Here is a 23,441-nt window from a genome sequence, read left to right on the forward strand (position 1 = left end):
GCAGTGAAGCGCCTCAGCATCGCGGCGGTCGTCGCCGCGGCCCTTCTCACCCTGCTGCCGACCACGGCCGCGGCGGACGTCCCTTACCCCGACCCGCAGCCGATCACCGGACAGCAGATCATCCACGACCCGACCGTCGTCCGGCTCAGGTCGGGCGGCTACGTCGCCTACTCGACCGGCGGCGTCATCGGCGCCCGCACCTCCGAGGACCGCGTCCACTGGACCGACGCGGGCAACGCCTTCGCCGAGCCGCCGAGCTGGTGGTACGAGTACAACGCCACCGGCGACCCCTGGGCCCCCGACGTCTCCTACCGCGCCGGCCGCTACTGGCTCTACTACGCGGTCTCCTCCTGGGGCTCCAACCACTCCGCGATCGGCGTCGCGACGTCCCCGAGCGGCCTGCCGGGCACCTGGACCGACCACGGCAAGGTCTTCACCTCCGAACGCACCGACTCCTGGAACGCCATCGACCCGGCGATCATCCGCGCGGACGGCAGGTTGTGGATGTCCTTCGGCTCGTACTGGACGGGCATCCGCATGGTCGAACTGGACCCGGGGACCGGCAAGGCGATCGCGGGCGCCCCCGTCCACCACCTGGCGACCCGCCCGGACGCGCCCTACGCGGTGGAGGGCCCGTACATCGTCAAGCACGGCCGCCACTACTACCTGTTCGCCTCCTACGACGCCTGCTGCGCGGGCGTGAACTCGACGTACAAGATCAAGGTGGGACGCGCGACCTCCGTGACCGGTCCGTACGTCGACAGCACGGGCAAGCCCCTCCTGGAGGGCGGCGGCGACCTCCTGCTGGAGGGCCACGGCCGGTACGTGGGCACGGGCGGCGCGTCCGTCTTCCGCGACCGGGGCACGGACCGGCTGGCGTACCACTACTACGACGCGGAGGACGACGGCACCCCCAAGCTGGGGCTCAACGTCCTGCACTGGACAAGGAACGGCTGGCCGACCGTCCTCTGACGGCGCCGGGCCGCCTTCCCGTGCGGCCCCGCCGCGTGGACGCGGGAACCCACCACGGCCCGCGGCCGCAGACGCACCACAAGCCACTCTCCTCGAAAGGCACCCATGCACACCGCCCGCTTCACCCTCGACCCCGCCTTCACCGTCGGCCAGGTCAACCCCCGCCTCTTCGGCTCCTTCGTCGAACACCTCGGCCGCTGCGTCTACACCGGCATCTACGAACCCGACCACCCCACGGCGGACGCCGAGGGCCTGCGCACGGACGTCCTCGACCTGGTCCGCGAGCTCGGCGTCACCGCCGTCCGCTACCCCGGCGGCAACTTCGTCTCCGGCTACAAGTGGGAGGACTCGGTCGGCCCCGTCGAGGACCGCCCCCGCCGCCTCGACCTGGCCTGGCGCTCCACGGAGACCAACCGCTTCGGCCTCTCCGAGTACATCGCCTTCCTGAAGAAGATCGGCCCCCGGGCCGAACCGATGATGGCCGTCAACCTCGGCACGCGCGGCGTGGCCGAGGCCCTGGAACTCCAGGAGTACGCCAACCACCCGTCCGGCACCGCCCTGTCGGACCTCCGCGCCGCCCACGGCGACAAGGAGCCCTTCGGCATCCGGCTGTGGTGCCTGGGCAACGAGATGGACGGCCCCTGGCAGACCGGCCACAAGACGGCCGAGGAGTACGGCCGGATCGCCGCCGAGACGGCCCGCGCCATGCGCCAGATCGACCCGGCCGTGGAACTGGTCGCCTGCGGCAGCTCGGGCCAGTCGATGCCGACGTTCGCCGAATGGGAGGCGAAGGTCCTGGCCGAGACCTACGACCTGGTCGACTACATCTCCCTGCACGCCTACTACGAGCCGCACGACGGCGACGTCGACTCCTTCCTCGCCTCCGCCGTCGACATGGAGTCCTTCATCGAGAACGTCGTCGCCACCTGCGACCACGTGGGCGCGCGGCTGAAGTCGAAGAAGAAGATCAACCTGTCCTTCGACGAGTGGAACGTCTGGTACCTGTCCAAGTGGGAGGAGCACGCCCGCACCGGCGACCCGGCCGACTGGCCGGAGGCCCCCCGCCTGCTGGAGGACAACTACAGCGTCACGGACGCGGTCGTCTTCGGCTCGCTCCTCATCGCCCTCCTCCGGCACGCCGACCGCGTCACCGTCGCCTGCCTGGCCCAGCTGGTCAACGTCATCGCGCCGATCCTCACCGAGCCGGGCGGCCCCGCCTGGCGGCAGACGACGTTCTTCCCCTTCGCGCAGGCGTCGAAGTACGGCAGGGGCGAGGTCCTCGACGTGCGGGTCGACTCCCCGACGTACGGGACGGCGAAGTACGGCGAGGCGGACCTGCTGCACGCCACCGCGGTGCGCGCGGAGGACGGCACGGTCACCGTCTTCGCCGTCAACCGCGGCCGCACCGAACCGCTCCCGCTGGAGGTGACCCTGAACGGCCTGGGCGTCTCGCGGGTCGTCGAGCACAGCGTGCTCGCCGACGCCGACCCGGACGCCCGCAACACCCTCGCCGACCCGGAGCGGGTCACCCCGCACGCGGCCGAGGGCACGACGGCCGCGGACGGGACGCTGACCGCGGTACTGGAGCCGCTGTCCTGGAACGTGATCCGCCTGGCCTGACCCTGACCCGGGTCCGGCGCGCGCCCTCGCCGCCCCGGACCCGGAATGCGCGTTTTCCACCTCGCCGCGCCCCGCGCCGAGGAACGGCGGCGCAGCGCGACCGACGGGGGTGTGAACGGGCCCTCGTGAATGGCCTGAGTTGCACCTGGGCGCGCCCCAGTGGTCTCCCTACGATGCGATCGCCCCGGCTCTTCACAGCAACTCCATTGAATCTTCACGGAGTTGCCGTGGGGGGCCTGGGCGCATCCACCCCCCACCGATCCGAACGAAGGGGAGAGACCATGGCAAGTGGCCTGCTCCTGGGCGGCGCCGTCGCCGCTCTCGTCACCGCCGCGGTACCCGCGCACAACCCGTCCTCCGGGTTCGTCGACCCGCCCCCGGACAAGATCGTCATCAACGTCGCCACGGTCAACGGTTCCGGCTGTCCCGCGGGCACCGCCGCCGTCGCCGTCTCCGAGGACAACACGGCCTTCACCGTCACCTACAGCGACTACCTCGCGCAGGCCGGCGGCAACTCCGACCCGACGGCGTTCCGCAAGAACTGCCAGCTCAACCTGGTCGTCCACGTCCCGCAGGGCTTCACGTACGCCATCGCCAGCGCGGACTACCGGGGCTTCGCCTCGCTCCAGCCCGGCGCGAGCGCCGTCCAGCGGGCCTCGTACTACTTCCAGGGCTCGTCGCAGACGGCGTTCAAGAACCACACCTTCACGGGCGCCTACAACGACAACTGGCAGGCCACTGACGTCACCGACTGGGCGCAACTCGTCTGGGCGCCGTGCGGGGTCCAGCGCAACTTCAACATCAACACGGAGATCCGCGTCAACGCGGGCACGTCCTCGCCGGGCAGAGTCAGCTTCATGACCATGGACTCGACCGACGGCGACATCAGCACCGTGTACCACATGGCCTGGAAGGAGTGCCCCGAGAAGTGAGGGAAGGGGCCGCCCGCCCACGCCGTGTCCGAGGGCGGGCGGCCCTCTCCACGGCGCGAGGAACGCACGCGAGCCTGGCCGGGTCGCGGTCCCAGGCGACGCCGCCCACGCCATGACCCCGAACCTGGGCCGGGCGCGAGCCAGGCGCTGGAGGACGCGGCCGTCCTCGCCTCCTGTCTCGCCACCGGGCCCACCGTCCCGTCGGCCCTGCGCCGCCACGACGCCGTACGCCGCCCGCCCGCGCACCCGGTCCGTCGCCCGCGCCGCCCGCCAGGCAGGCCGGACGGTCCACCGGCTCGGGCATCCCGCCGCCGTCGCCCTGCGCGACACGGCCCTCCGCCTGGCCCCGTCCGCGGCGACCCCGTGCGCGGCCCTCCGGCACGCCGACTGGACGCCACCACCGCTGTGGTGACGGCCGGTCAGGTCAAGGGGGGCAGACAAAGCGGCCGGTCGCCCGAGGGCGACCGGCCGCTTCCGCCGGATGGATCAGTTCACCTCAGGAGATCGCCTTGATCGCCTGCCAGCCACCGGTGCCGACGACCACGGGCGTGCCCACGCCGGTCTTCTGACCGGGCAGGAACTCCAGGCCCGCCGTGGTGTTCGCGGTCGTGGTCCAGAGGTCCGCGACGCCGTCGCCGTTCGTGTCGCCGGGGGCGGTGAACAGCGGGCGGGCCGAGGTGGTCCAGCCGGTGGCGTACGCCGTGCGGCCCGGGCCGTAGCCCAGCGACGCCGGGTCGGTGCCGCCGTCGGAGACCCCGTCGCCGTCCGCGTCACCCGGGCTGCGGCCGTGGTACACCCACAGCCCGCCGTTGGTGGTGTCACGGGCGAGCAGATCGGTGAAGCCGTCGCCGTCGACGTCCCCGGGCGAGGCGAGCTGCATCTTGCCCCAGCCGCTGCTGCCGATCATGTAGCCCGACTCGACCGTGCCGTAGGCGTAGCCCGGCAGGAACCACAGCTGGTCGCCGATGACCGCGACGAAGTCGGGGTTGGTCGACTCGCTGTCCGGGGTGATGTCACCGACCGAGACGATCTGCTTGATCGTCGCCGGGTCGATCGACACCTCCGTCTCCGGGTCCGGGAAGACGTACACCTCCTGCTTGGTGTCCTCGGTGAACTCGCCCTGGCCGTTGTTCGGGTACAGCCACAGCTTGCCGTCGGGACGGCGGGCCACCAGGTCCTCGTAGAAGTCGTCGGTCCAGTCGCCGCGGTGGGTCAGCAGGGAGCCGCCCCAGCCGCCGCCCGAGGACAGCGGGATCATCGTCGCGACCCTGCCGGCGCCCGTGCCGCCGTACAGACGCAGGTTGTTGCTGCCGTCGATAGCGAACATGTCGGGCAGACCGTCACCGTTGACGTCACCGGGCTTGTCGGTCACGCCCGGGCTCTTGACGTAGAAGCGGTACGGGTAGATCGGGCCGGGGTTGCCGCCCGTGTCCACGATCCGCACGTACAGCGTGTGCGGTCCCGGGGTGAGCGGGGTGATCTCCGCCGTGGCCGGACCGCCCTTCGTCGTGGGCTTGGCCGAGCTGATCGGCGGGGTGCGGTCCAGGCCGTACAGGTACTCGGTCGCCCCCGTCTCGCCGTTGGCGCCGAACTCGAACACGCCCTTGGTGCGGGCCAGCGCGCCCTCGACCGGCTCCATGTCGGCCGTCGTCTCGGGGAACAGGTCGTCCTTGGAGTCGACGGTCGGCATCACGGTCGGCGCCTTCGGGTCGAAACCGAAGCGGCAGCCCGGCGCACCCGCCGTCGGCGTCCAGTCGGAGGCGAAGCCCGCGTCGGCGACGTCCTCGGCCTGGGCCTTCCACGAGAACTGGCCGTTGGCGGCGGCGATGTGCTTGGCCAGCAGGTCCTTGCCGACGATGACCTTCGCCCGCGCGCCCTTGGAGTCGCTCGCCTTGACGGTGACCTTCACCTTCTTGTCGAAGATGATCCCGGGTGAGGTGTCGTGCTTGCCGGTCGCCCACAGGTGGAACTGGACGTTGACGTCACCGCCGTCCGGGTCCCACACCTGCGCGGTCAGCGTCACGTCCGTGTTGCCGAGGGTGATGTAGGACGAGCCGTTGCCGCACTCCGTGGCGCTGACCTTGGAGCTGGGGATGGTGTCCAGCGCCCAGGGCGCCTTCGGGGGACGGTTGAACTCGACGATCAGCTTGGCGTCCGGCTTGAACTTCTTCCAGCTGTACTCGTCCTTGTTGTCCTCCGCGCTCTGCGGGGCCCGCAGACCGAAGGTGATGTTCGACCACTTGCTCGCCGCCGCCTTGACCGCCGCGTCCTTGGCGTTGAAGTCGACGCCCGCGTTCGGGCAGCCGAAGGTCTCGTTGCCGTGGGCGACGCTGCGGGTGTCCTGGCGGGTCGCCCAGGACGGCTGCTTGTTCCAGGTGGTCGACGAACTGATCGAACCGGTCAGCCACAGCTCCACCGGCTTCGGCGTGCAGGACCACGAGTGCGTCTCGGTGATCTGGAACTGCGCGTCGACCACCTTCACGCCGGCCAGGAACTTCGAGCCGACGCGGAAGAAGGAGCGGGCCGTGCCGCCGGTGGAGTTCTCGTAGCCGACGCGGGCCTCGCTGGTGGTGCCGCCGTCCCAGCCGGTGCCGTTCCAGTAGCTGCTGGTCGGGTGCGGCTTGTAGGCGATCGTCCAGGCCTCGCGGGTACCGGTCATCCGCGGGTCGATGTAGACCGGGAACTCGGTGGACGGCGAGTCGAGCAGCTTCTGGTCCGGCGTCAGGACGATCTTGTCGTCGGTGACCTCGACCTCGACCTCGCTGCTGTTGGTGCCGGGAGTGAGCGGGGAGGGCTCGGTGTCGGCGGCGGTGGCCGTCGTGGCCTGAACCGTGCTGACGGACGCGGTGCGCACCGTCTTCGCCGCGGCCGCCGTCCTGGCGGTCGACGCGGTCGACGCCTTCGACGCGGTCGAAGCCGTCGACGCGGAGGAAGCGGCCGCCGCCTCCTCCTCCGTCGTCCCCGACGAGTCCCACATCCGCGCCGTGGAGGACGCGAACACGGTCTGGCCCGCCGCGTTCACGGCACGCAGCGTGCCGTTGGCGGTGTCCTTCCGGACGTCCAGGCCCTTGGTGCGCAGACCGAAGCCGACCTCCGCCAGCTCCGGACGGTTCGCCGCCTCGGGCGTCTTCACGATCAGGGCCTGGCTGAAGCCGTCCACGCTGGCCTTCACGGCCAGGTCCACGCCCGGGAAGACGTCCCGGTAGGTCGCGGTGGGGCCGTCCAGGACGGGCTCCGGCAGGGCCTTCGGCCAGGTCAGGGCCAGTTCGCCGCCCTGGTCGGCGAGGGTCACCAGACGGGTGTCGCCACCGGCGGAGAACGTGACGCGGCCGGGTGCCGCCTTGGGTGAGATCCGGCCGGCCGCCTCGGTGAGCGTGGTGTCCACCGGGGTCCAGGTGCCCTCGCGCTTCACGCGGACGGGCAGGGTGTGCTGGGTGGTACGCAGGTTGCCGTTCGGCAGGGCGTGCGTCTCACTGGTCTCGGTGCGGGCGGACACCACCTCCACGGGCTTGCCGCTCTTGGCGGCCGCCTGGAGTGCGCGCTCCTCGGCGTTCGCGGCCACCGTGGTCGAGTCGGTGTCGGCCGCGGCGGCCGTGAGCGGTGAAATCGGTGTCAGCCCGAGCGTCCCGCCGGCGAGCACCGCGACGAGCGCGGCCCGCGCCGAGCGCCTGGTCGGGCGCTGTCTTCGGGATGTTTCTGGCATGGGCGAATCCCCCCGGAGTCGTTGCCGTGCGAGCCCCGACCGGGGCCCGCTGCGAGCCCTTTCACGCAGACCCGCGAGGCCGAACAGTACATGCCAACAGGGGATTTCTTTACTAACGCATAGTCAAAGTGGGGATTGTCGCATTGCCTTGGCTTTGCTTGTCAGGTTGATCGCCAACGCTTACTGTCTGACCGTTCAACACTCGATCACACAGAGTGAGATCGCAGAGAGTGAGTGAGGGGGAGGTCCTTTAGTGGACCAACTGATAAGACAGCTACGCTACTTCGGTCACTGGCACAGATCCGTTTCTCTCTTCGTCGGGCTTGTTCTGTTCGTCGGGCTGATACCCGACGACGCGAGCGCCGCCGACGGAGGCACCCGGATCTCAGACGTGAAACGAGACCGGTCCGTTCCCGGGCGCGACTTCGAAAAGAAGCGCGCGAAGACCCGCGACGACGCCGAGGGCACCTTCAAGCCCGCGGCCGGCAAGGTCACGGCGGACACGTTCACGACGCTGGTGACCGACAGCCGCGACAAGCTGCCCAAGCGGGCGCCGCTGACCACCGGCGCCACCCCGGTCTCCCCGGGGATCCAGGGCCAGAGCACCGTGCAGACCGGCATGGTGAAGGCCCGTCAGACCACCACCGCGGCAACCGCCGCCAAGAAGAACCTGCGCACCCGCGGCCTGACTCCGAAGCGCGCGACCGCCGACGCCGGTACAGCCGTCCAGGTGCAGGTCAAGGACGCGGCCGCCGCACGCAAGGCCGGCGTCCAGGGCGTCCTGTTCACCGCGGCACCCGCCAGGAACGGCCTGGCTCCCGCGGCGTCCGGCTCCGTCGAACTGGAGCTGGACTACACGTCGTTCAAGGACACCTACGGCGGCAACTGGGGCTCCCGGCTCCGGCTCTACCGTCTCCCGGCCTGTGCGCTGACCACGCCCGAGCTGGAGAGCTGCCGTACCCGTACCGCCCTGCCGGGCGCCAACGACCCGACCGCGAAGACGGTCACCGGCACCGCCGACCTGGCCGCCGCGCCGACCGTGTTCGCCGCGGCCGCCGAGGCGTCCGGTCCCGGCGGCAGCCACGAGGCGACCTCGCTGTCGCCGTCCGGCTCCTGGATGGCGGGCTCGTCCTCCGGCGGCTTCGCGTGGACGTACCCGATCGAGGCACCCGAGGTGCCCGGCGGTCCGCAGCCCGAGGTCGAACTGTCCTACTCGTCGCAGGCCGTGGACGGCCGCACCGCCTCCACCAACGCGCAGTCCTCCTGGATCGCCGAGGGTTGGGACTACGAGCCCGGCTTCATCGAGCGGAAGTACCGCTCGTGCTCGGACGACAAGGGCGAGGTCGACGGCAAGAAGCCCAACAACACCGGCGACAGCGGTGACCTGTGCTGGGGCTCGGACCACGTGGTGATGTCGCTCGGCGGCAACACCACCGAACTCGTCAAGAAGGACGGCACCGACGAGTGGCGTCCCGCCGACGACGACGGCTCGCGCCTGCAGCGCAAGACCGGCGCCGCCAACGGCGCCAAGGACGGCGAGCACTGGGTCCTGACCACGACCGACGGCACGCAGTACCACTTCGGCCTGAACAAGCTGCCGGGCGCGCCGGACGGGACGGTCACCAACTCGGCCCTCACCGTGCCGGTGTTCGGCAACCACCCGGGCGAGCCGTGCCACGCCACCGCCTTCATGGACTCCGACTGCGCCCAGGCCTACCGCTGGAACCTGGACTACGTGGTCGACCCGCTGGGCGACGCCATGACCCTGTGGTGGACGAAGTACACCAACTTCTACGGCCAGAACATGAAGGCCGACCAGCAGGCCAGGTACGACCGCAGCGCCCAGCTCGCGCGCATCGACTACGGTCTGCGATCCGACAAGCTGTTCGGCGTCCAGCCGGCCGGCCGGGTCGCCTTCACCACCGCCGAGCGCTGCATCCCGAACTCGACGTTCGACTGCGCCGAGTCCAAGCGGACGACCGCCAACGCCAAGTACTGGCCGGACACCCCGCTGGACCAGGAGTGCGCGTCCGGTGCGAAGTGCACCGACAAGTTCTCCCCGACGTTCTGGTCGACCAAGCGCCTGACGAAGATCACGACCAGTGTGCTCTCCGGCAGCGCCCTGAAGACGGTCGACTCCTGGACTCTGGAGCAGTCCTTCCCGGCCACCGGTGACGGCACCTCGCCGGCCCTGTGGCTGGAGTCCATCGCCCGCACCGGCCACGGCGCGGGCAGCACGGCGAGCATGCCGAAGGTCACCTTCTCCGGCATCCAGATGGACAACCGCGTCGACAAGGTGGAGGGCCTGCCGCCCTTCTCCCGCTACCGGATCCACGCCATCGACACCGAGACCGGCGGCCGGATCGGCATCACCTACTCGCCGCGCGACTGCCAGGCCCTGGAGCCGAAGCGGATGCCGGCGAGCCCCGAGTCCAACACCATGCGCTGCTTCCCGCAGTACTGGACGCCCAAGGGCGCCCTCAACCCGGTGAAGGACTGGTTCCACAAGTACGTCGTCACCGAGGTCCGCGAAGAGGACCTGGTCACCGACAGCCCCGCCAAGGTCACCTCGTACGAGTTCCTCGGCGGCGCCGCGTGGGCCTACGACGACAGCGAGTTCACCGAGAACAAGCACCGCACCTGGTCGCAGTTCCGCGGCTACGAGCGCGTCCGCACCCGCCAGGGCGGCGGCAGCGACGTCAAGCAGCTCACCGAGCACCGCTACTTCCGCGGCCTGCACGGCGACAAGCTGCCGTCGGGCACCCGGTCCTCGACCGTCACCACCAGTGACGGCACGGACCACCAGGACCTGCCCCAGTACCAGGGTCAGCTCCTGGAGCAGATCACCTACGAGTCCGACGGCGGAGCCGTCGACTCGGCGACCGTCACCACCCCCTGGGCGGTGAAGACGGCCACGCGCACGCGTGCCGGAACCACCCCGCTCGAGGCGTGGATGACCCGCCCGGAGACCGTCCGCACCCGCGAGCGCGTCAAGGGCGACACCTGGCGCACCTCCACCGAGACCACCAAGTACGACAGCTACGGCTTGCCGTACCAGGTCGAGGAGAAGACGCCCGGCGGCAAGGTCCGCTGCTCCACCGTCTCCTACGCCCGCAACACCACGGCGTACCTGATCGAGCTGGAGTCCCGCGAGAAGACCACGCTCGGCGCCTGCGGCACCACCGGCGGCGAGGTCGTCGAGGACACCCGCACGCTCTACGACAACCTGGCCTTCGGCGCGGCCCCCACCAAGGGTCTGCCCACCGAGGTCCAGGAGATGAACGCCAAGGGCGACGGTTACGTCACCATCGACAAGACCGAGTACGACATCCACGGGCGTGAGGTCGCGACGTGGGACGCGGACAACCGCAAGACGTCCGTGACGTACACGCCGGCGACGGTGGCCCGTCCGACCAAGCAGGTCTCCACCGACCCGCTCGGTCACACGGAGACCACGGAGTTCGACGACGTCCGCGGCATGCCGCTGAAGGAGACCGACGCCAACGGCAAGTCGGCGACCATGCAGTACGACCCGCTGGGCCGTCTGCTGAAGGTCTGGGAAATCGACCGCGACCCGGCGACCCAGACCCCGACGGCCACGTACGACTACACCATCCGCCGCGACGGCCCGACGGTCGTCACCTCGCGGACGCTGAAGGACAACGGCCAGTACGCCGTGTCGTACGAGATCCTCGACGGCCTGCTGCGCGAGCGGCAGACGCAGGACGAGGCGGTCGGCGACGGCCGGATCGTCAACGACACCTTCTACGACAGCGTCGGACGCAAGTGGAAGGAGAACGACGGCTACTACAACGCCTCCGAGCCCGAGGCGACGCTGCTCCAGGTCGGTGACCAGGACGTCCCGTCCCAGAACCGCACCACCTTCGACGGCATGGGCCAGCCCACCGCGGAGATCACCTACTACCGCGGCACCGAGAAGCTCCGCACGACGACCGTCCACGACGGCGACGTCTCCACGACGATCCCGCCGAAGGGCGACACGGTCACGGCGACTTTCGAGGACGCCGAGGGCCGGGTCGAGCGGATCCGCGAGTACACCAACGCGGAGCGCACCAAGTGGCGTGACACTCGCTACGAGTACGACGACCTCGACAACCTGTGGAAGGTGACCGCCCCCGGCGGCGCCGTCACCACGTTCGAGTACGACAAGCGGGGCCGTCAGACGGCCGTCACGGAGCCCGACGGTGGTCGTACCGAGATGCGGTACGACAACGCGGACAACGTGGTCGAGACCGTCGACCCGCTGAAGCGGTCCTTGTTCACCACCTACGACGCGGGCGGCCGTCCGACCTCCCTGCGGGAGGACAGCCCGACCGGCCCCAAGCGCCTCGAGTGGACGTACGACACCCTCGTCAAGGGTCTGCCGACGGCCTCGATCCGCTACGAGAACGGCCGCGCCTACCGGGAGGAGGTCACCGAGTACGACAGCGCCTACCGGGTGAAGAAGACCAACACGGTGATCCCCGCCGAGGAGACGGGTCTCGGCGGCACGTACGAGTACGAGTACGCGTACACCCCGACCGGCAAGCTCGCCTGGGTCTCGGTGCCGGGCATCGGCGGTCTGGTGACCGAACGGGTCGTCTTCCGATACAACTCCGACGACCTGCTCATCGGCGTCGGCGGTGCCTCCAGCTACTTCTCGGGCGCCGAGTACTCGGCCTTCGGTGAGCTGCTGCGCACCGAGTCCGGCCCGGCCGGCAAGAAGGTGTACGGCTCGTACGTCTACGACGAGTTCACCCGCCGCATGCAGACGGCCACCTTCGACCGGGACATCTCGCCCGTCCGCATCAACGAGACGCGGTACGGGTACGACGTGGCCGGCAACGTCACCAAGGTCACCGACGTTCCCGGCAGCGCGTCCGGCGACGCGGGCAAGACCGACACGCAGTGCTTCGTCTACGACCAGCTGCGGCAGATGACCTCTGCCTGGACTCCGAAGACGGCGGACGACTGCACGGCGGCTCCCACCAAGGACACGGTCGGCGGTCCGGACGCGTACTGGAACTCGTACGAGTACGACGCGGCGGGCAACCGCACGAAGCTCGTCGAGCACGACCCGACGGGCGACGCCGCCAAGGACGTCACCCGCACCTACCTGTACGGGAAGGAGGGCGTGGGCGGTCCGAACGCGCTGGCCGAGATCAAGTCGGTCGGCCCGCAGGGCGAGCGTCTCAACACCTTCCGCTATGACGCGGCCGGCAACACCGTCGGACGCCAGCACGGCGGCGCCGACCAGACGCTCGAGTACGACGTCGAGGGCAATCTGCGCAAGGTGTCCCAGCCGGTCGAGGGCGGTGGCACGCAGACCACGTCGTACCTGTACGGCTCGGACGGCGAACGCCTCATCCGCACCGGGGCGGACGGCAGCCGCACGCTCTACCTCGGCGAGGCGGAGCTGACCGTCAACGCGGCCAACACCTCCGCGAAGGCGGAGCGGTTCTACGCGCACCCCGACGGCATGACGACGGTCCGCGCGACCGGCGGCGTCCGTCAGCTGATGATCGCCGACCATCACGGCACGTCCCACACGGTCGTGAACATGACGGACCCGGCGATGGGTGTGACGCGGCGCAAGTCGATGCCGTTCGGTGAGGCGCGTGGGGCTCAGCCCTCGGCCTGGCCCGGAGAGCGTGGCTTCGTCGGGGGCACGGTCGACAAGGACACGGGTCTGACCCGCCTGGGCGCCCGTGACTACGACCCCGTCACGGGACGGTTCATCCAGGTCGACCCGATGGTCGACTACGGCCAGCCGGCCACGATGAACCCGTACGCGTACAGCAACAACGCGCCGGCCACGTTCTCCGACCCGTCGGGGACGTTCTTCCCGGTGCTGATCGGTATCGCGGCCCGTATCGCCATCCAGGCGGCGATCCGCGCGGCGGCCCGCCGTGCGGCGATCATCGCGGCCCGCAAGGCGGCCCAGGCTGCGGCCCGTCGGGCGGCGGCCCTCGCCCGCAAGCGGGCGATCGAGGCCGCGAAGCGCGCCGCGGCCAAGGCCCGCCGGGAGGCGGCCCGCAAGGCGGCGGCGGCCAAGCGAGCGGCGGCCAAGCGGGCGGCGGCCCGTGCGGCGGCCAAGCGGGCGGCGGCACGCAGGGCGGCGGCGCAGGCCCGTGCCCGTGCGGCGCGCGCCGCGGCGAAGAGGGCGGCGGCACGTCGTGCGGCGGCCCGCAAGGCGGCGGCCCGTCCGAAGCCGCGTGCCAAGCCCCGTTCCCAGCCGAAGCCGAGGCCGAAGCCGTCGCAGGTGAAACGGGCGGCGAAGAAGGTCGCGAAGGAGGTCAGGAACGAGGCCAAGGAGACCGCGAAGGACGAGGCCCAGTCAGCGGCCTGCGAGTCCAACAGCTTCAAGCCCGGCACGCGGGTGCTGATGGCCGACGGGTCGACCAAGCCGATCGAGAAGGTCAAGGTCGGTGACAAGGTCGTCGCCACGGACCCGAAGACGGGGAAGACCTCCGTCCAGACGGCCACCGCGACGATCATCGGCAAGGGCAGCAAGGACCTCGTCCGGATCACGCTGAAGGTCCACGACGGCTCCGCCGAGGCCCGGACGGCGACCGTCACCGCGACGGCCGGTCACCCCTTCTGGGTGCCGTCCCTGCGGGAATGGGTCGACGCCGGTGAGCTGAAGCCGGGCCAGTGGGTCCAGACGTCCTCGGGCACCTGGATCCAGGTCGCCGCGGTCGAGGCGTGGACGGCGCGGAAGGCGACGGTCCACAACCTGACCGTCACGGACGTCCACACCTACTACGTGCTGGTGGGCGCGGCGCCTGTCCTGGTCCACAACTGCGACAAGGTCTGGGAGCCGTTCCGTGAGGGCGTCGACCACACCGACCAGGGCACCCTTCCGGCAAGCGCCGGAATCGCGCCGGGATCTCCTCTCGCCCCTGGTGAGTACCACTTCATCGTCCGCCAGGACGGCTCTCTGCGCGCCATGCAGAACGAGGCGATGTGGGATCTCAACCCGGATGCCGGCCACACGTCCCTGGGTGACCGTCGGGGTGTGACCATGGCGGGCACCTTCGATGTCGACGAAGGCGGAAGGATCTCCAGGATCGACAACTTCTCCGGCCACTACCGTCCGACGAACACCCGGGGCCACACCCCGTTGCTCGACGTGACACGCCGGGCGTTCCGACGGCACGGCTGGGACTTCGCCGACAGTGCCTGGGATTACTACGCTGGACCGCCAGGCCGCTGAGTGCACATGTATCTGCTGGGGGCAGTCTCGTGGAGGCTGCCCCCAGCGGGCTTGATCCACACGACCGCACACCTCTCCCGATGTGGCAGCAGCAATGGAATCTCCGACTTTCCCCGGCCCCGACGTTCTCCTGGCACGCCTCGGCACGGTGGAGCAACCCCTCACCGGGGAAAACCTCCGCCGGCTCGCGGAGCGGCTGGGCATGCGGGGCCCCGACCTCTTCCTCGTCGCGGGCCTGGCCGTCCCGGACGACGAGCTTCTCCTCGACGAGGAAGCCGGCCGTGAACTCCCCCGACTGGTGCGACACGCACTGCGCGCGCCCGCGCCCGGCCGGCGGCGACTGCGTGACCGCGCCCGGTCCCTGTCCGAGGCACCACGACACCTCGCTTTGAGGCAGCAGCGCCCTTACGAGCAGTACCCTCCGGGATACGGCTCGCTCCTCGTGCGGATGCTCGCCCTGAGAAATCTGGGATGGTCCTCGGCGGCCAAGGTGATGTCCCTGATGTCGGGCGTCCACCTGTCTGCCGCCACGATCGGCGCGGTAGGGCGCGGCACGAAGCAACTCGACGCCGAGCTTCTCCACGGGTTCGCGGCCGTGCTCGGCATTCCGGTCGACGTCCTGGCACGCTTGACCGGCGTGCGCCGAGCAGCGGAAAGCGGCGGGCTCCCGACAGAAGTCGCCGATACGGCCGCCCTGCTGTGGGACGTGCGGCATCTGACCGCGGACCAGGTGCGCGACCTCTCCCGGCTGGCGGCGCACGAAGCCGGACCCTAGGTCCGGCGAGGCACCTCACAGCGTCCGCTTGCAGAGCGACAGCCAGCCCGGTACGTCGACCTCCGCGCGCACGGTCTTCCCCGGGGACGGTTCCTGGTCCAGCACCTCCCAGCGGTCCGCGACCGCGTCCACCAGCGGCAGCCCGCGCCCGGCTTCGTCCAGCGTGCGCGAGTTCCTCGTCGCGCGGGGGCCCGGCGGCAGCGGTCCGGTACGGCTGTCCGTGACCTCCACCCGCACGCTCCCCGGCACCAGCGACAGCCGCAGCTCGAAGTCCCGTCCCGGGACGCGTCCGTGGGTGACGGCGTTCGCCGCCAGCTCGGCGACGATCACCGCGACGGCGTCGGAGACGTCCGTGCCGTGCGGGACGCCCCAGGCGTGGAGCTGCTTCAGGGCGAGGTGGCAGGCAAGGCGAGCGCCTCGGGGAGTCGAACTCAGCCGGAACCGTTGACCATGGCGACGTTGATGGCGATCTTGTCCGGGGGCGGGTCGACGAACCCGGAGGACGGGTTGTGCGCCGGCAGCGCGGCCGTGACGAGAGCGGCGGCACCGCTCAGGAGCAGCGCAGCTGTCATGGTCTCTCCCCTTCGGTGGGATCGGTGGGGGGTGGATGCGTCCGGCTCCGCACAACAACTCTGTGAATCAATGAAGTTGCTGTGAAGAGCCGGGGCGATCGCATCGTAGGGAGACCGCTGAGGCGCGCCCAGGTGGAACTCCGGCCATTCACCCGGGCCCGTTCACACCCCGTCGGCCGCGCCGTCGTACGGCGCGATCCGGGCCTGCGACATGTGCCAGGCTGTGATGTCCCGGCTTCGCATCACCGATATGCACGGAGGGTAGGCATGGGGCGCATTCTCAAGAGAGTTCCCCAGGTTCCCTGGGGGAAGCTCGAGGACTCGCAGGGCTCCGCTCGGCACATCCCAGCGCTCCTTTCCATGGCTGCCTGGGGCGACGAAGCATCCGCGGGTGCGGCACTCATGAACTGAGTAACCGTGTGTGCGCCCTTGGTTTCGTGGTGTCGGAGGCGACGCCCCACGTAGTGCCGTTTCTGGTGGAGCTGGCTGGAGAGAGCACCGTTCGCCATCGCGCGGACCTCCTGGTGCTCGTTTCCAAGATCTACTCGGCCAGACAGTGGCAGTCCACTGCCTCCGCCGCGTCTGCGAAGGATGCGGAGAAGTATCAGGAGAAAATCGCTTGGGAGGCCGCAAGCCGGGATGCCGTCCTGGCAGGCGCTGGTGTGTTCCGGCGTTTGCTGGATGATCCGGACCCCGAAGTATCCAAGGCTGCGCGGGATCTGCTCTCGATCCTCACGTAGCCTCGGGGCGACCGCCTTCTGAGGCGAATGCGGTACCGGCGGCTCCCCTCTGGGTTCCAGGGGGGAGCCGTTCGCGTTGCACGGTAGGCCCAGGACGTGGGGGAGACCGGAAGAGGTGGTGCGAGGTGAACGGCAGAAGCGCACGGCACGGACGGGCCTGGCGGCCGGCACAGGGATACTGAGACGTCGCTTCCCCCCACCCGGGCATCACCGCTCGTCACCGCGATGTCACCCGCCCCGGCAAGCCGTGCTCAGAAAGGCCGCAGCACCGTGACCACCCTGCCATCCGCCGGTCTTCCCACCGATGGGGCCAACGCATCCGAGCCCGGTGGAGCGACCCATCCGCCGATACGCGGGGCGGGGGCAACCGGTACACCGCGCCGCCGGACACCACCATGGAGACGCGCATGGGTCCTGCCTGCCGTGATCGCCGTGGCCTATGTGCTGCTGCAGCTCGTCGGCAAGCCCTCGCTGCTGCCCGCCAACGACACCTACCGCTATGCCAGGGCTTCCCTGGAGCTGCTGGGGGACTCCCCCGAGCAGGCTCACCGGACCGCGCTGGCGGCATACTGCCGTGACCAGGCGAATTACGAGGTCCGCCGCATCCAGCTCGACCCGCTCGCGCTGGCCCAGGACAAGATCCCGTCGGTGGAGCAGCGTGCGGAGGCCTGCCGTACCAAATGGGCCCAGGGACTGGCCCCCCATCATCCGCGGTACGAGCGGATCTTCGAAGTGCGCCCCGGGTTCGCTGTCGCCGCGGTGCCGTTCGTGGCAGCTCTGGGGGCCGATTCCGGGCTGCTGGTGACGTCGGTCCTCTTCACAGTGGCCGGAGGGCTGCTCGCCTTCGCACTGCTGAGGGCAGCCGGGGTTCCCGCGCCGTTCGCAGCGGGGGGACAAGCCTTCTACTACGCGTGTCCCATTGGGTGGTGGGGCGGTTTCGGGCTCACCGAAGGCCCGGTCCTGGCTCTGGCCATGGGCGCTCTGTTGGGCGCATGGTGGCTGCTCAGCCGCCGTCTGGCCGCCGGCACCGTCCTGCTGAGCGCCTCTCTGGTCACCGGCACAGCCGTGAAGTACTCCGGGGCACTGCTCCTGGCGGCGGCGCTCACCGCCGCCGCAGTGGTCTGTCTGGTCCTGGTGAGGGACACCCGGCACCGGGGCACCGTCCTGCTGGCCGCGCTCTCGGGCGCCGTGACGGCGGGAATCGCCCTGCTCAGCGCGTGGTACTCGCTGCCCGGCAGCGGTGAGACTCTGCAGGACACCTTCACCCAGCACTACGAGTACCCCGACGTCGCCACTCCCTGGTCACTGCTCGCGGAACTCAACGGCCACTACTGGACCCAGTGGAGCCAGGAACAGGCGCGCAGTCCCTGGCTCCTGGCGGCCATCACGGGCGGAGCCTGGGCACTGTTCCGGCACAGCCGCGCCCTCGGATGGATCGTCGTCGCCGCAGGGGCGACCGGGGTGGCCACCGAGATCGCCCACCCGGTCGCCGGCCAGGGCGATCGCCTCATGGTCGCCGTCTGGGTCATCGCCGTCATCGGCCTGCCGCTCCTGCTGCACCAGTTCGCGCAGTCACGCGTCGCCCGGGTGCCGACCAGTACGTGATGCCCGATGCCCTGCCGGCGGATGGCCGCGCGGCATCCCTGTCGAGGGGCGGGCGCAGGTTCCGGGGGCCGAGTGCCCGAGCCTGTCCCCGCCCGGTGCCCCCGGCCCCCGCTCCGCGGAGCGGTCAGCCCACCTGCCCCATCCCCGCCGCGTTCGGCCAGCTCTGGGCGCCCGGCCAGCCGGTCGTCGCGGCGGGGGAGAGGCCGTTGGTGCCGCGGACCTGGGCCGCGGTGAGCCCGCCGCGGGCCGGGACGCCGGGCGGGGTCGGACCCGCCGGGGCCGCCGGAGCCATCGGGGCCATCGGCGCCATCGGGGCGGGGGCCGGGGCCATGGCGGCGGGAGCCATCGCGGCGGCGGGAGCGGGGGCCACCTGCGGAGCGGGCGCGGGCACCGGCACGGGCTCCATCGCGGCGGCCGCCGCGGGGGCCGGAGCCGGGGCGGGCGCCGGAGCGGGGACCGACTGCGGGAACACCTGGGCCGCCGCCGGAAGCGGCACCCCGCCGCCGTGGGAGGGGGCCGGCTGCGCCGCCGCCGGCATCTGCGTGCCGGCGGCGGCCGGAGCCGCGGCGAGCCCCGGCGTAGCGGCGCCGACGGCCTGAGCGGCGAGGCCGTGCATGCCGGCGCCGTTGGTGGCGCCCACCAGCCGGTCCACGGCCGCCGTGCCCGAGCTGTAGCCGTTCCCGGCGCCCAGCTCCGGCACGGCGGCTCCCCTCCTGGTCCCGTAGAGCACCTGTTCCAGGCCGGACACCAGGCGACGCACGTCCACCTGGGGGCGCACCACGAGCCGCAGGAAGCGGCTGGAGGAGCCGATCTTGTTGCCGCACTCGCGGACCAGGATCCGGTGCTCGGTGAGCAGGCGGTCGCGGACCACGGTGCCCTCGGCGCCCACGGGCAGGCGCACGAAGAGGAAGTTGCCCTGGGAGGGGTAGACGGTCAGGCCCGGCAGGGCGGAGAGCTGGCTCGCCATCTCCAGGCGGTCCCGGCGCACCTGCATCAGGCTCTGCGCGTACTCGGGTCCGTGCTCCTTCAGCATGAACACCACGTGCTCGGCGAAGGAGTTGAGGTTCCACTTGGGGAGCATGGAGCGGACACGGCCGGCCAGGGCGGGGTTCGCCACCAGGTAGCCGAAGCGGATGCCGTGCAGACCGAAGTTCTTGCCGAGGCTGCGCAGCACGACGACGTTCGGCCGCAGCATCGCCTCCTGGACGACGGACGGCTCGGCCTCCGCGTCGGCGAACTCCAGGAACGACTCGTCGATGACCACCAGGTCCAGGTCGGCCATCGCGTCCATGAACTGCGTGATCGCGTGCTTGTGCAGGAACCCGCCGTCGGGGTTGTTCGGGTTGCAGATGACGGCGACGCGGGTGCCGCGCGTGCGGATGAACTCGGCGTACTGGGCGAGGTCGAGGGCGAAGCCGCTGGACTCCTGGAGCGGGAACATGTCGACCCGCTTGCCGGTCTCCATCGGCTGGTCGGTCCAGCGGCCGAAGGTGGGGACGGGAACGGCGAGGGACTCGCGGACCAGCAGGTGGTCGATCCAGGTGATCAGCTCCGTGGAGCCGTTCCCCATGGCCACGGCCTGCGGCGGGAGCTGGAGCAGGCTGCACAGCTCGGCGGTGATCGTGTCGGCGCTGCTCGGGTAGTACGTGATGATGTCGCGGAGGCGGGCGGACATCTCGTCGAACATCTGCGGGGTGGGGAAGTACGGGTTGCACGGGATGCAGAAGTCGACCGGGCCGACCCCGTCGCCGCCCTCACGCGTCAGCGCCGCCATCGACGGACTGTGCGCCGCGGTGCTGCGGAACAGCGAGGTGACGTTGTCGGCCATGGAACCTCCGTATGGGGCGGGTCCGGTGGGGACGACCGGGCCCGTCGTCATGTGGGTGGCCCGCGCGGGGGAGCACGGGCCGTCCTTACATACGGAGGCTGGGGTGGGGCTGTTCAACCACCGGGGAATCGGCGGGAACTTGTGCGCCCCCTGTGAAGGCGGGGGCGGTCAGACGCCGAACGAGTGGACCGTCGTCGTCCGGTACGTCTGTCCGGGCCGCAGCGCGGTCGACGGGAACGACGGCTTGTTCGGCGAGTCCGGGCTCGACGTCCCAGATCCGCCGGTCGAAGCCCTCGGGGCCGCCGTGCAGGCTGTTCACGCCGTCGTTGACGCCGACCTGGTGGGCCCGGCCGTCGAGGGTGAACCGGCCCCTGCCGACGCGGTTGCCGTAGCGGCCGATCAGCGCGCCGAAGTACGGGCTCCCGGCGACGTGGTCCTCGAGGGTGTCGAAGCCGAGGGAGACGTTCGCGTGGCGGCCGTGCCGGTCGGGGACCTCCAGGCACTGGACGACGCCGCCGTAGGAGAGGACCTTCAGGCTGGTCCCGCCGTTCTCCAGGGACCAACGGTGGATCTCGGTGCCGTCGGCGAGCTTGCCGAAGAGGTGTTTCACCGGCGTCCCGCCTCCCGGGGCAAGGGTGGGGCCCCGCCGGTTTCCCGGCGGGGCCCGGTCTGACTCACGAACCGGACTTGCGCTTGTTCCAGACGTCGAACCCGACCGCGGCCAGCAGGGCCAGGCCCTTGATGACCTGCTGCCAGTCGCTTCCGACGCCGAGCAGGTTCATGCCGTTGTTCAGGACACCGAGGACGAGACCACCGATGATCGCGCCGAGGACGGTGCCGACACCGCCGCTCATCGACGCGCCACCGATGAACGCCGAGGCGATCGCCTCGAGTTCGAAGTTCAGACCCGCCTTCGGGCCGGCCGCGTTCAGACGGGCGGCGACCACCAGGCCGGCCAGGGCCGCCAGCATGCCCATGTTCAGGAAGACGTAGAAGGTGACCTTCTTGTCCTTCACACCGGACAGCTTCGCCGCCGGCAGGTTGCCGCCGATCGCGTAGATGTGCCGGCCGAAGACCGCGTTGCGCATGACGTAGCCGTAGCCGACCACCAGGGCACCCAGGATCAGCAGCACGATCGGCGCGCCCTTGTAGCTGGCGAGCAGCAGGGTGACCACGAGGATCGCCGCGACGATGGAGACCAGCTTGAGCAGGAAGATGTTGCGCGGTACCACGTCCAGCGCGAACTCCTGCTGGCGCCTGCGGTCGCGGACCTCCTGGAGCACCACGAAGACGATCAGGGCCAGGCCCAGCAGCAGGGTGATGTTGTGGTAGTTGGTCTCCGGGCCGGCCTCGGGCAGGAAGCCGTTGCCGATCTTCTGCAGCCCGTCCGGGAACGGGCCGAGGGTCTGGCCCTCCAGGAAGATCTCCGTCATACCGCGGAAGACCAGCATGCCGGCGAGGGTGACGATGAACGACGGTATGCCGAGGTACGCGATCAGATACCCCTGCACCGAGCCCGCGAGCGCGCCCACCACCAGGCAGAGCACGACCGCGACCGGCCACGACACGTTGTGTTCGACGGTGAGCACGGCCGCGAAGGCGCCGACGAACGCGGTCAGCGAACCGACCGACAGGTCGATGTGGCCCGCGATGATCACCAGCATCATGCCGATCGCGAGGATCAGGATGTAGCTGTTCTGCAGCACCAGGTTGGACACGTTGCGCGGCAGCAGGAGGTCGCCGTCGGTCCACACCGCGAAGAGGGCGACGATCAGACCGAGGGCGATCAGCATGCCGTACTGACGCATGTTGCGGCGCAGGCCGTCGAGCATCAGCTGGAGCAGGTTCCCGCCTCCCGTCCCGCCGCTCCTGCCCGGCGGCGCGGCTACCGGGCTCTTGTCGGTGACTTCGGTGCTCATCGCGTTACCTCTTTGTCCTTCGTCATCTGACGCATCAGCACTTCCTGCGTGGCCTCGGCCCGCGGGACCTCGCCCGTGAGGCGTCCGGCGGCCATGGTGTAGATGCGGTCGCACATGCCGAGCAGCTCGGGCAGCTCGGAGGAGATGAAGACGACCGCCTTGCCCTGGGCTGCCAACTGGTCGATGACCGTGTAGATCTCGTACTTGGCGCCCACGTCGATGCCGCGCGTGGGCTCGTCCAGGATCAGCACGTCCGGACCCGCGAAGATCCACTTGCTGAGGACGACCTTCTGCTGGTTGCCGCCGGAGAGCTTGCCCACCGGCTCGAAGACGGTCGGCGCCTTGATGTTCATGGACTTGCGGTAGCCCTCGGCGACCTGCCGTTCCTCGTGCTCGTCGACGATCCCGCGTTTGGCCACCTTGCTCAGGGCGGTCAGGGAGATGTTGCGGTTGATGGTGTCGATGAGGTTGAGGCCGTAGTGCTTGCGGTCCTCGGTGACGTAGGCGATCCCGTGGTCGACCGCCTCCGCGACGGTCTTGGTGCGGATCTCCTCGCCGTCCTTGAGGACCGTGCCGCCCGCGTAGCGGCCGTAGGTGCGTCCGAAGACGCTCATCGCGAGCTCGGTGCGGCCGGCGCCCATCAGACCCGCGATGCCGACGATCTCGCCGCGCCGTACGTGGATCGACACGTCGTCGACGACCTTGCGCTGCTGGTCGATCGGGTGGTGAACGGTCCAGTTGCGGATCTCCAGGGCGGGCGCCGCGCCCTCCTCCGCCTCGTGCGGGGTGCGCTCGGGGAAGCGGTGGTCGAGGTCGCGGCCCACCATGCCGCTGATGATCCGGTCCTCGGTGGTCTCCGCCGCCTTCACGTCGAGCGTCTCGATGGTGCGCCCGTCGCGCAGGATCGTGACCGAGTCGGCGACCTTGCGGATCTCGTTGAGCTTGTGGGAGATGATGATCGAGGTGATGCCCTGCTTCTTCAACTCCAGGATGAGATCGAGGAGTTTGTCGCTGTCCTCGTCGTTCAGGGCCGCGGTCGGCTCGTCCAGGATGAGCAGCTTCACCTCCTTCGACAGCGCCTTGGCGATCTCCACGAGCTGCTGCTTGCCCACGCCGATGTCGGCGACGCGGGTCTGCGGGTGGTCGGAGAGACCGACCCGGCGCAGTAGCTCGCTGGCCTTGCGCAGCGTCTCGTTCCAGTTGATGACGCCGCGTGTCGCCTGCTCGTTGCCGAGGAAGATGTTCTCCGCCAGGGAGAGGTACGGCACCAGCGCCAGCTCCTGGTGGATGATCACGATGCCGTGTTGCTCGCTCGCCCGGATGTCCTTGAAGTGGCAGACCTCTCCTTCGAAGAGGATCTCGCCCTCGTAACTTCCGTGCGGATGGACGCCGGAGAGCACCTTCATCAAGGTCGACTTTCCGGCGCCGTTCTCACCGCAGATGGCGTGGACCTCGCCCTGCCCGACGCTCAGCGTGACGTCCGACAGCGCTTTGACACCGGGAAAGGTCTTGACGATCGAGCGCATTTCCAGGACGGGTCCCGCCATGGTCGTGCCTTC

The 23,441-nt window shown here is 70.2% G+C and carries 13 protein-coding genes and 2 pseudogenes; 8 read left to right on the plus strand and 7 right to left on the minus strand.

Going from position 1 to position 23,441, the window contains the following annotated elements; genetic code table 11:
* Window positions 1-3 precede the first annotated feature (3 nt).
* The 4 genes and pseudogenes from ACIHAR_RS04340 to ACIHAR_RS04355 all read left to right on the plus strand — a co-directional run.
* A complete protein-coding gene (locus tag ACIHAR_RS04340; RefSeq protein WP_400016794.1) occupies window positions 4-972 on the plus strand; it encodes an arabinan endo-1,5-alpha-L-arabinosidase in 969 nt (322 codons plus the stop codon).
* Between the two features lie 105 nt (window positions 973-1,077).
* Window positions 1,078-2,592, plus strand: a complete 1,515-nt coding sequence (locus tag ACIHAR_RS04345) for an alpha-N-arabinofuranosidase (RefSeq protein WP_365454604.1) — start codon at window positions 1,078-1,080, stop codon at window positions 2,590-2,592.
* A 281-nt stretch (window positions 2,593-2,873) separates the two neighbouring features.
* Window positions 2,874-3,524, plus strand: coding sequence for a DUF4360 domain-containing protein (locus ACIHAR_RS04350; protein WP_365454607.1), 651 nt, complete (start codon window positions 2,874-2,876; stop codon window positions 3,522-3,524).
* Between the two features lie 76 nt (window positions 3,525-3,600).
* A pseudogene (locus ACIHAR_RS04355) lies at window positions 3,601-3,936 on the plus strand (FAD-dependent monooxygenase); the annotation flags it as partial.
* An 84-nt stretch (window positions 3,937-4,020) separates the two neighbouring features.
* On the opposite strand, the gene ACIHAR_RS04360 reads toward ACIHAR_RS04355, so the two are convergent.
* Window positions 4,021-7,227, minus strand: coding sequence for a VCBS repeat-containing protein (locus ACIHAR_RS04360; protein WP_400016800.1), 3,207 nt, complete (start codon window positions 7,225-7,227; stop codon window positions 4,021-4,023).
* A 391-nt stretch (window positions 7,228-7,618) separates the two neighbouring features.
* Here ACIHAR_RS04360 and ACIHAR_RS04365 point away from each other — a divergent pair, with 391 nt between their 5' ends.
* Together ACIHAR_RS04365 and ACIHAR_RS04370 are read left to right on the plus strand one after the other, a co-directional pair.
* Entirely contained in the window at window positions 7,619-14,443 is a 6,825-nt protein-coding gene (locus ACIHAR_RS04365) for a polymorphic toxin-type HINT domain-containing protein (RefSeq protein ID WP_400016803.1), read from the plus strand.
* A gap of 94 nt (window positions 14,444-14,537) precedes the next feature.
* Window positions 14,538-15,218 (plus strand): hypothetical protein, encoded by a 681-nt coding sequence (locus ACIHAR_RS04370; protein WP_365454616.1) that lies wholly within the window; start codon window positions 14,538-14,540, stop codon window positions 15,216-15,218.
* A 15-nt stretch (window positions 15,219-15,233) separates the two neighbouring features.
* Here ACIHAR_RS04370 and ACIHAR_RS04375 read toward each other — a convergent pair whose 3' ends face one another.
* Entirely contained in the window at window positions 15,234-15,653 is a 420-nt protein-coding gene (locus ACIHAR_RS04375; protein ID WP_365455157.1) for an ATP-binding protein, read from the minus strand.
* On the minus strand, window positions 15,650-15,790 hold the full coding sequence (locus ACIHAR_RS04380) for a hypothetical protein (RefSeq protein ID WP_400016973.1): 141 nt from the start codon (window positions 15,788-15,790) through the stop codon (window positions 15,650-15,652). Before ACIHAR_RS04380 ends, ACIHAR_RS04375 begins: the two co-directional genes overlap by 4 nt.
* A 437-nt stretch (window positions 15,791-16,227) precedes the next feature.
* On the opposite strand from ACIHAR_RS04380, the gene ACIHAR_RS04385 reads away from it, so the two are divergent.
* Both ACIHAR_RS04385 and ACIHAR_RS04390 read left to right on the plus strand, forming a co-directional pair.
* Window positions 16,228-16,530 carry a hypothetical protein gene (locus ACIHAR_RS04385; RefSeq protein WP_365454619.1) on the plus strand — a complete coding sequence of 101 codons (303 nt, stop codon included), beginning with the start codon at window positions 16,228-16,230 and terminating at the stop codon, window positions 16,528-16,530.
* Window positions 16,531-16,953: 423 nt separating this feature from the next.
* Window positions 16,954-18,135, plus strand: a complete 1,182-nt coding sequence (locus ACIHAR_RS04390) for a hypothetical protein (protein ID WP_400016806.1) — start codon at window positions 16,954-16,956, stop codon at window positions 18,133-18,135.
* A gap of 124 nt (window positions 18,136-18,259) precedes the next feature.
* Here the strand turns inward: ACIHAR_RS04390 and ACIHAR_RS04395 are convergent, their stop codons facing one another.
* The 4 genes and pseudogenes from ACIHAR_RS04395 to mmsA form a co-directional block, all read right to left on the minus strand.
* The gene (locus ACIHAR_RS04395; protein WP_400016808.1) at window positions 18,260-19,963 is read right to left on the minus strand and encodes a pyridoxal phosphate-dependent aminotransferase; all 1,704 of its coding nucleotides are present in this window, start codon (window positions 19,961-19,963) and stop codon (window positions 18,260-18,262) included.
* Window positions 19,964-20,222: 259 nt separating this feature from the next.
* Window positions 20,223-20,573, minus strand: a pseudogene (locus ACIHAR_RS04400) (galactose-1-epimerase); the annotation flags it as partial.
* 64 nt (window positions 20,574-20,637) lie between these two features.
* Window positions 20,638-21,882, minus strand: a complete 1,245-nt coding sequence (gene mmsB, locus ACIHAR_RS04405) for a multiple monosaccharide ABC transporter permease (protein WP_365454628.1) — start codon at window positions 21,880-21,882, stop codon at window positions 20,638-20,640.
* Window positions 21,879-23,429 (minus strand): multiple monosaccharide ABC transporter ATP-binding protein, encoded by a 1,551-nt coding sequence (gene mmsA, locus ACIHAR_RS04410; protein WP_365454631.1) that lies wholly within the window; start codon window positions 23,427-23,429, stop codon window positions 21,879-21,881. Before mmsA ends, mmsB begins: the two co-directional genes overlap by 4 nt.
* Between the last annotated feature and the right edge of the window lie 12 nt (window positions 23,430-23,441).

The organism is Streptomyces sp. NPDC052016 (assembly GCF_044548445.1).
Taxonomy (GTDB): domain Bacteria; phylum Actinomycetota; class Actinomycetes; order Streptomycetales; family Streptomycetaceae; genus Streptomyces.